Here is an 8,227-nt window from a genome sequence, read left to right as displayed (position 1 = left end):
ATGACTTTTAAGATAGGCAACCCAATCGCCACTTAAAAACTCTCGATCACAGAGCACGCATTTTATTTGACATGGCGCGATGAATTGAAGCAATTGATCAAATAATTTGCGTCGATCATTAAAGTCAGAGTTACCACATTTTTTATCTGTCAGCAGTGACCACATAAATGGAATCGAAACGCCCTTGTATGCGATGCTAACCACAAGATAATTGATGTGTTTTTTGCCAAATTTCCAATTCGTTCTATCCATACATAATATAATTGGCATTGGTAATGCACAAATCTCACAAACACTTTGGTAAAGACGTTTATGTGAAAAAGTAAAGCGTCTCATAAAGCGCTGCAAGCGTTTGTAAACTGATGCCTCTTTACTTTGTGTCGGAAAGCTGCGAGCAAGCTTTGCCAGATTAATACTGCGAACAATAAATAATCCAAAAATAATGAATGTCAAGCATTCTAAAGTATGACGAGTATCGTTAAAATAGTGCTTAAGTAGCTGTTGAAGTTCCTTTGCGTGTTCCATGCTTCTTTTTATTACGTTTTTAGCAAAACAAAAATGACATGAAAACACTTAAAAATAGGGGTTCTAACCGATAACCCAAGATTTTTCCGATTCTAATCTTCATCTTCTTGAGAGCCTTGAAGTTCGTGTTCAATATCTTCTATGCTAGGCAAGCTTGATTTAAGGTTCTCAGGCAATGATTTAACTAGCTGATATTCTGAAACGCCAATTGGTTTATTAACATCACTTAATGCATATTCTACAATTATTCTGCTCTTACTTTTACAAATAAGCAGCCCAATAGTTGGATTATCTAACTCTTGCTTAAGTTGCTCATCTACCGCTTTAATATAAAAATTTAACTTTCCAGCATGTTCTGGCTCAAATTCAACTGTTTTTAGCTCAATAACAACGTAACAATGCAATGTAATATGGTAAAACAAAAGATCGAGAAAAAAGTCTCTGTTTCCAACTTTCAAATTAACTTGCTTACCAACGTATGCAAAACCATTGCCAAGCTCTAATAAAAAATGTGAAATATGGTTGACTAATTCACGCTCAAGTTCACGTTCAGTATAATCCTTAGTCATACTCAGAAAATCGAAAACATATGGATCTTTAAGGGTTTGTACAGCCAAATCAGATTGAGGTGTTGGGAGTTTTGTTGCAAAATTATTAACTGATTTCCCATCTCGATGATATAGTCTGCTCTCAATTTGATGTACTAACACGCTACGACTCCAGTTATATTTAGCTGTATTATACACATAATAAATAGCTTCATTAATATCTTTACACTTTGAAATGATTGCAATATTGTGTCCCCAAGGAATTTGCATGATTTGGTCAACAGGCTGTTGGCTAATTGACAAATGACGAGAGTAAAACTGGACCCATTGTTTAATATACTTAAGATTACTGCTAGAGAACCCTTTCATATCAGGAAATTCTTTTTTTAGATCGTGACTTAACTGGTTTATTAATCCGTCACCCCATGATGTTTTTTTCTGTTTTGCTGTTATTATGTTACCTAAATCCCAGTAAAATTTAAGTAGCTCTTGATTGACCGTAACAACTGCTTTCAATTGAACATGACGAATTTTATTTTTGATTACCTGTAGTAACTCGGTATACTCTTCTACCATTAATCCAAATTTAACTTTATCATGCCCGAATAAGTGATTGTTGCTTTTTAGTGAACTCATAAATAGCCTCGTTTTTTAAGTATCTAATATTAATTTTTTAATCATTTCATCTAAATCAATTGTGTTTTCTGTGGCAAAAGTCAAATGACCAAGAAAATGGATATGTTGCCAGGCAATGGGAATGATTCTTTTTAATTTATTCAATATTTTTTGATTATTTTGAACTTCATAGTTATCTTTTAACTTTGACAAAATGCTTGAGTTATAATGGATAATTGCGTTAGCAATGAGTCGCCCACATTGATTGCTAATCTCCAGAGATAAATCAGTTTTCCCTATAATTTCTTTTTTACCATAAGCCTGTGCTATAGCCGATCGTAACTGATGATATTGCTCGACTCTGTTTTGTGAATAATGAGTCTTCCTGTAAATATCTGGATTAAGTAAATATTTAAGCGTGTGGATACTCCGAATGAGTTTATCAAATTCAAATAAAGCCTTACGAGTTCTGTGCTCCTGTTTATAGGTACATAATTTTCTAATTAGTATGCTTTGTGAAATCTCCTTTAAGGCAAGAGATGCGATGATTCGCTGAAGATTACTCCATTCATCTTCAATTAATTGACGATCAATTTTTCCTGCTGGCTTGATTAAAAAATTCTCATATTGCGGATAGTTATCACCGCAATAGATATGTTTTCGTTGCGCTTCAATGTTTGTGAATCTTGGGTAAAGATTCCCTCCAAACCAGTGCATAAGTGCAAAATTGGCACGATTAATAACATGCATATCACCAGTTAAAACGTCTGGCAATATATCTGTAGTATTGTTATACCATATATCAAAGGCATAATAACTTTCATGCTCATTTGCCCCTATTAGTTCCACTTGTAACGGTATATGATTAGACAGCAAAGTATAGGCAACAACACCTTTCCCTTTGCCAAAATACTTCTTTGACGCTCTGCTTTTGATCGTTGGGGTTGAGGCTATAAATTTTTGCCCATCCACACCGCCATAGAGTAATTCAAGATCAAATGAATAAAATGGAAAAATTGACATTTTTGCTATCTGATTGCTAATAGTGTCGTTTGCTGCTTTTAATGTAGATAAACGAATTCTTGATTGTAGTGCGTCCTGAAGAGCTGCATAAGGAATATCTGAAATTTCAGCCATATTATAATTTCCGTTATTCATCCCTTGTGCAAGGATACTTGCAATTAAACTGTCCTTTGAGATTATTTGTTTAGCATAGCGTGGTTGAACATGGCTAAATTCAGATAGGAACCCACATTGTCTGTCGACGAATCTAAATACGTCAACGATGTCAGATAAAGGGAGTTGACTATAGAATTTATGTTGTAACTTTTCATCTTTATGACTAGAGGTTTTTATTTTGCGCCAATGCAAAATTCCTGTTTTATGATCATACCGTAAATGCTCTAATTTTCCGTTACCTAAGGATTTATTTAATCTGACAAGAAGCTCATGTTGTTCGAAAAAGAGTTCGTCAAGTTGTTGCTGAATAGAATTGCGTAAGGCAGGAATATTTAAGTCTTTTAAAATGTCTTTTTGCTCTTCTTCAGAAACTAATTCTTGACTTAAAGAACGATATTGCAAGCTATCTTCTAAAAAGATACCCCCTGACTTTAAATAACGATTCAATTGGCGATACACCCAAAATTCATAACGAGTTTGGTTAACTAAAATAACTTGTTCGGCAATGCTAATAGAAAAGTAGGGTAGTAGTTTTATTGGGATTGTGCCTTCTGGATGATCTAAAATTAATGGAGCTTTCTTGTGTGATTGATGAAATTTTGTTGTGATCCATGTGAGGGCTTCCAACCATTTGGCATATGGTTTAATACTAGAAAAATCTAATACTTCAACTAAACTACGTAAATGTGATTTAATACCCCGTTTAAAACCATCTATAGATTGCCAATAAAAGTCAGAATCATATATTTTTCTATTATTTTTCTTTACTCTGGTAATTAATTCATCTTTAGGAATAATTGAGAAAGCCTTATTTCTAACTTCACCAAAACTAAGTTCATCTGATAATGAATCATCCACATATAAACTCGCTAGTTTAAGCATATTTGAAGCTTCTTCATGCTGATCTTTGATATGCTGTGAGAAAGCGTTGTTGCTTATCTCCTTAATTTTGCTTTCAATTTGTTTAAAGTAAAAACAGAAAGCATTGACTAAGTTGTCACTTATTTGTCTATAGCGCCACCAACAGTAACATAGAATATAAAGATATGCTTGCTCCACATTCTTCTTTGACCTAAGTTCATAGATAGAATAAAAATGTATAAGTTCAGCATAATACTGCATATTTTGTTGAGATAACTTTAACTCAGGTAATAACCTTTTGGTCATTTGATAGACGGGATAAAGTATTGCTAATTTGTTACGTTCTCCAGTCATAATCTTTGGTTTGAAATTTTTAGCATCTTGCTTTATTGCCGCCAATTGAGAAAAAGTATTTTCTTCAACTAAAAAATGCTTAATCGTTTCAATTTCAGACTGGTTTAAATTGGTTGTAATAACTAAGTTTACCCGTTGCTGTTCTTTTTTAATTATACTACTGACTAATAATTGAAAGGTTGTATAGGCTGGTCTGATGATCTGATGTTGCTTTAAAAAAGCTAATATTTCAATAGCAATGCTCTGTGGTTTTATATCTCTACAGAGATTTTGATAATCTAAAAGCAATAATTCTTCAAATTTTTTTGACCATGTTTTGTAATGAAAAAGAGAAGTAATCTCAAAACATTGAGTATAATACTCATGCTTCGTTAATGATCTAATCTCCATATGCTGATTAGGAAAGTACTGTTGAAGTACGAAGCTTACATCATCCAAATTAACTTCATCCCACTTAAATGGAAAGAATATATTTACCGCTTTGAAGTAACCTAGTTGTAAAATACAGCTTACTTTATAAGCCAATAATTTACGCTTCATTACGACCTGAAGTTCAGTATCTGTTAGTGTAAAATATTCTATTCTTTGCGAATCATCAAATTCAGGGATGTTATATAAAGCTGCATATTCAGCTTCAGAGAAAATGGTTAAATTATTGTTTATTGGTCTAACTTGGTGAGACATTTTGCTTGATCACACACTAGAGATTTGTTTTTTCACGTCAGCAATTGTTTTTTTACTGACAGATAGTTCTTTAGCAATCCAACTATAGGTTTTACCAGCACCAAGAAAGATTCTAATTTTATCTAGCTTATCTTTTGTACCTTTGTTTTTTTGCCCAAGCACACGCCCAAATTTAACCCCATTTTTTTTGGCATTATCAATGCCCGCTTTAGTTCTGGCGTTGATCATTCCGCGTTCTAACTCAGCAAATACACCAGTAATTTGGAAGAATGCCTTACCCATTGGTGATGTTGTATCAACCTTGTCACCTGAATCCAGTGAAACAAAGTCAACTTTTTTTGAATTTAAATTTTCAATAATTTCAATTAATCCTTTTAAAGATCGAGCAACTCGATCCACTTTATACACAACAACAATATCTCCTATTCGTAGAGATTCTAACATTTTAATGAGTTCTGGGCGGCGATTATCCTTACCACTAAGTGATTCACTAAAAATTTTTTCACAGCCTGCTTCTGCTAAAGCTTTCTTTTGTAGTTCTAAATCTTGAGTCGTACTACTTACTCTGGCATAACCGATTTTCATAGGTGCTTTGGTACAGTGTAATCTTGTATATCCAGATGTACCATAATAGTACTAAAAAATCAAAATATATTTCATATTGTACTATGATTTTTATGAATACAGTGTGTACAAAAATATTTTAGTTTTTCTGTACCGATGCCTCGTTGAGAAAATCGGAAAAATCTTGGGTTATCGGTTAGAACCCCCAATGATTGATCTATTGCTTCAGAGACTTTGTTAATATGGGAATACACAGTTTTGCGAGTAACGTTATATTTATTGGCAATATCAGTCACACAACCTGATTTAATGCAATCAGTTAATAGTTGTTTCTTTGCGTTTTGAGTGAGTCTTTTAGGTTGCATATAGTGAGCCGTTTGTTTTTGTTTTTTGTCGTAATTAAATAATAATTAAACGGCTCTCTAAATGCTATCAAAAGTTACCTTCATGTGTATACTGGGTTTGAACCATGCCAGAATGTTTTATAGGGCTCTATAACAATTTCCCTTGGGATGGTAACAACAACAATATAATTTTTTTGAAAGTTTTTAGTGGACAACGCACAATCATTTTGGCGTAGTAAAACCTCGCTGATTTTTATTCCTAGCCCACTGCCCTGACCTTCCATATCACTTTGATCTGATAATTTTCGCTGGCTGGAAAAAAATAAGTTCACTCCTTCTTTATGCTTTTTAGCATCGATCGTTAATTGCTTTGCGTATTTGATGGCATTATCAATAATATTATCTACTGCTAACTCCATGGCAAGCTTTTGTGTTTTGACGTATAATTTGCCCTGTACCTTGTTATTTATTGTAAACCCTTGTGACGGTATCTTTTGACAACGCTCATGGAGGATTTCTACAATATCTAGTTCAACAGCAGGATCTAAGTGGCTTGTACTCTTATAATATTTGGCGATTTTTGTTATTTGATTATTAATTTGGTCTAATTCATTTTGCAAGCGTATTTTTGAGTCATCCAGAGCTTTTGGCATATCCAGTAGCAGTTTAGCACGTGTGATTGGCGTGCGGATATTATGCATTAATGCTGTCATAATAAAATGCTTTTGGGATGTAATGTCCTTTAATCGCCTGATTAAGCTTTGTAAAATTTTATCAGATGAAAATAATATACGTATATGATACTTCAATCCGCCTGTATCGAGCGGTTTCTCTTTAGCACCGGTATAGTACTCAGAAGATTGGAGAAGCTTATGCCATAGTCTTGAAAAGCGAAGGTATATAACAATAAAGTACAGAACAATCAACATCAATAAGATTGCAAAAATAAAAACAGCAACAACCATTTTATCAAAAATCGTTGGTAAAAAATGCATGTTTAGCCATTTACCATATGCTGGTAAATAGAGCGAAAACGCTGGCAACCAATCTTTATTAGCAATTTTTTTCACGAGTTGTTCAACTTTGGCATACTCATAAACACCTGTATGTTTTTTTTTATCAATCGTAAATTTGATATGATAAGGTGTTAGTGGCTGCTCACTAATACGATAAGTTTTAGAGGATTTTTCTAAATGACTTAACAAAACTTGAAAATGTTGGCTCGATTGACTGGCCTGGGAGGCTTTCCCAGCTTCTTCAATCAACATGATATTGAGCATAATATAGCTAATTTCAGCAACACTTTCAAAATTGCTCTGTTTGATTTGCTGATGATAAGTATGAATAATAGAGTATGATAAAAAGGCCACCGCAAACATAATTGATAGCACAATCGTTGAAATTAGCCAAGGAAAAAAATTTTGACGAACCATTAACAATATCACCTCAATTCCTCATAGGTAGATATTATTAATTTAGCTTAAAGATATAGCCTTGGCCATAAATTGTTTTAATTCTGTCGGCTGAGCCAGCTAATTTTCGACGCAATCGGCTAATATTTAAGTCAACCGCACGCTCGTTAATCTCATAGTTACCCGCATACACCGCTTCTAACAAAGATTCACGGCAGAGAAGTCGATTTTTATGTGCTAAAAAATAAGTTAACAACAAATATTCAACTTTATTTAAGGGTGTTTCTCCTCCATTTTGATCAACTAGAATATGCTGATGGGTATCGAGTTCCCATTGGTCAAAGACAAATTTTCGCACTTTTTTTTGGCTATTTTTGTCTGATGCCTTGGCATAGTCATAAACACTTAAAATATTTTTTAGCTTTGGTACTAAAATATTTGCGTTAAATGGCTTGGTAATATAATCGACAGCCCCTGCCTCAAGACAGGTGATGCAATCATTATCATCATCAACTGCCGTTAACATTACAATGGGAAATGTAACCTCCTCGGCAATACGCTGACAAAAACTCAAACCATCCTCCCCAGGCATATTAATATCTAAAAGCATTAAATCGACTGATTTTTGAGTATACTCTTTTTCAGCCTTTTTGACATTTTCAGCGCATATTACCTTTAGCCCATGTTGCCTTAATAGCAGGCTAAAGTAGTCAAGGAGTAATTTATCATCATCGACAATTAATATATTTTTAAACATGTTACCCAACCCTTGATTTTTAACAGAGCTTGAAACAATTACAATATCGCAGCTTACATTAATTTGAGCGAACAGAAATTGCTCTTAGGCGTAACTAAAGCCGTATTTTAAAACTTAAGCAAAATCTCAGTACAAATTAATTTTAACACAAAATTGTGCACCAAGTTTCTCTGTACACGATGATTTTCTCATTTGAGTAGCTCCTGTAGCGGTCGGTTTAAAATTTTAAGACAAAGCTTAAAGTCTCTTATGCTAAAAGCTGCTCTTTGATAAGCATTAGCAATCATGTCCAAGCCATATCGGAAATAGCTAGACTGTAATCTACCATGTTTTTTCCGTTTGATTGGCTTTAACTTGGCGTCTTTGTACTCACCAACCTTATGT

General features: G+C 33.7%; 6 protein-coding genes and 1 pseudogene. All 7 read right to left on the bottom strand.

Annotated elements, in window-relative coordinates; genetic code table 11:
- Positions 1–525, bottom strand: a pseudogene (locus tag DNK84_RS00035) (hypothetical protein); the annotation flags it as partial.
- Positions 526–617: 92 nt separating this feature from the next.
- Positions 618–1,709: a PDDEXK nuclease domain-containing protein gene (locus DNK84_RS00030; protein WP_208123212.1), complete on the bottom strand. Its 1,092-nt coding sequence runs from the start codon at positions 1,707–1,709 to the stop codon at positions 618–620.
- Between the two features lie 15 nt (positions 1,710–1,724).
- Positions 1,725–4,766: a Tn3 family transposase gene (locus tag DNK84_RS00025; RefSeq protein ID WP_119342542.1), complete on the bottom strand. Its 3,042-nt coding sequence runs from the start codon at positions 4,764–4,766 to the stop codon at positions 1,725–1,727.
- A gap of 9 nt (positions 4,767–4,775) precedes the next feature.
- Positions 4,776–5,351, bottom strand: coding sequence for a recombinase family protein (locus DNK84_RS00020; RefSeq protein ID WP_119342541.1), 576 nt, complete (start codon positions 5,349–5,351; stop codon positions 4,776–4,778).
- A 424-nt stretch (positions 5,352–5,775) separates the two neighbouring features.
- Entirely contained in the window at positions 5,776–7,119 is a 1,344-nt protein-coding gene (locus tag DNK84_RS00015; RefSeq protein ID WP_162902108.1) for a HAMP domain-containing histidine kinase, read from the bottom strand.
- Between the two features lie 25 nt (positions 7,120–7,144).
- On the bottom strand, positions 7,145–7,843 hold the full coding sequence (locus DNK84_RS00010) for a response regulator transcription factor (protein ID WP_119342539.1): 699 nt from the start codon (positions 7,841–7,843) through the stop codon (positions 7,145–7,147).
- A gap of 188 nt (positions 7,844–8,031) precedes the next feature.
- Positions 8,032–8,227, bottom strand: a 196-nt coding sequence (locus DNK84_RS14555) for a hypothetical protein (RefSeq protein WP_119327918.1), incomplete at its 5' end; no start/stop codon positions are given.

It is taken from the genome of Facilibium subflavum, from assembly GCF_003574485.1.
Taxonomy (GTDB): Bacteria; Pseudomonadota; Gammaproteobacteria; order Francisellales; family Francisellaceae; genus Facilibium; species Facilibium subflavum.
The sequence above is the reverse complement of the archived record's forward strand: the minus strand, read 5'-3'. Positions and strand labels throughout refer to the sequence as shown.

What these genes read in the sequence shown, in the direction of transcription:
- DNK84_RS00030 (WP_208123212.1), bottom strand. Translation starts at nt 1,709, where the DNA reads ATGAGTTCACTAAAAAGCAACAATCACTTATTCGGGCATGATAAAGTT.
- DNK84_RS00025 (WP_119342542.1), bottom strand. Translation starts at nt 4,766, where the DNA reads ATGTCTCACCAAGTTAGACCAATAAACAATAATTTAACCATTTTCTCT.
- DNK84_RS00020 (WP_119342541.1), bottom strand. Translation starts at nt 5,351, where the DNA reads ATGAAAATCGGTTATGCCAGAGTAAGTAGTACGACTCAAGATTTAGAA.
- DNK84_RS00010 (WP_119342539.1), bottom strand. Translation starts at nt 7,843, where the DNA reads ATGTTTAAAAATATATTAATTGTCGATGATGATAAATTACTCCTTGAC.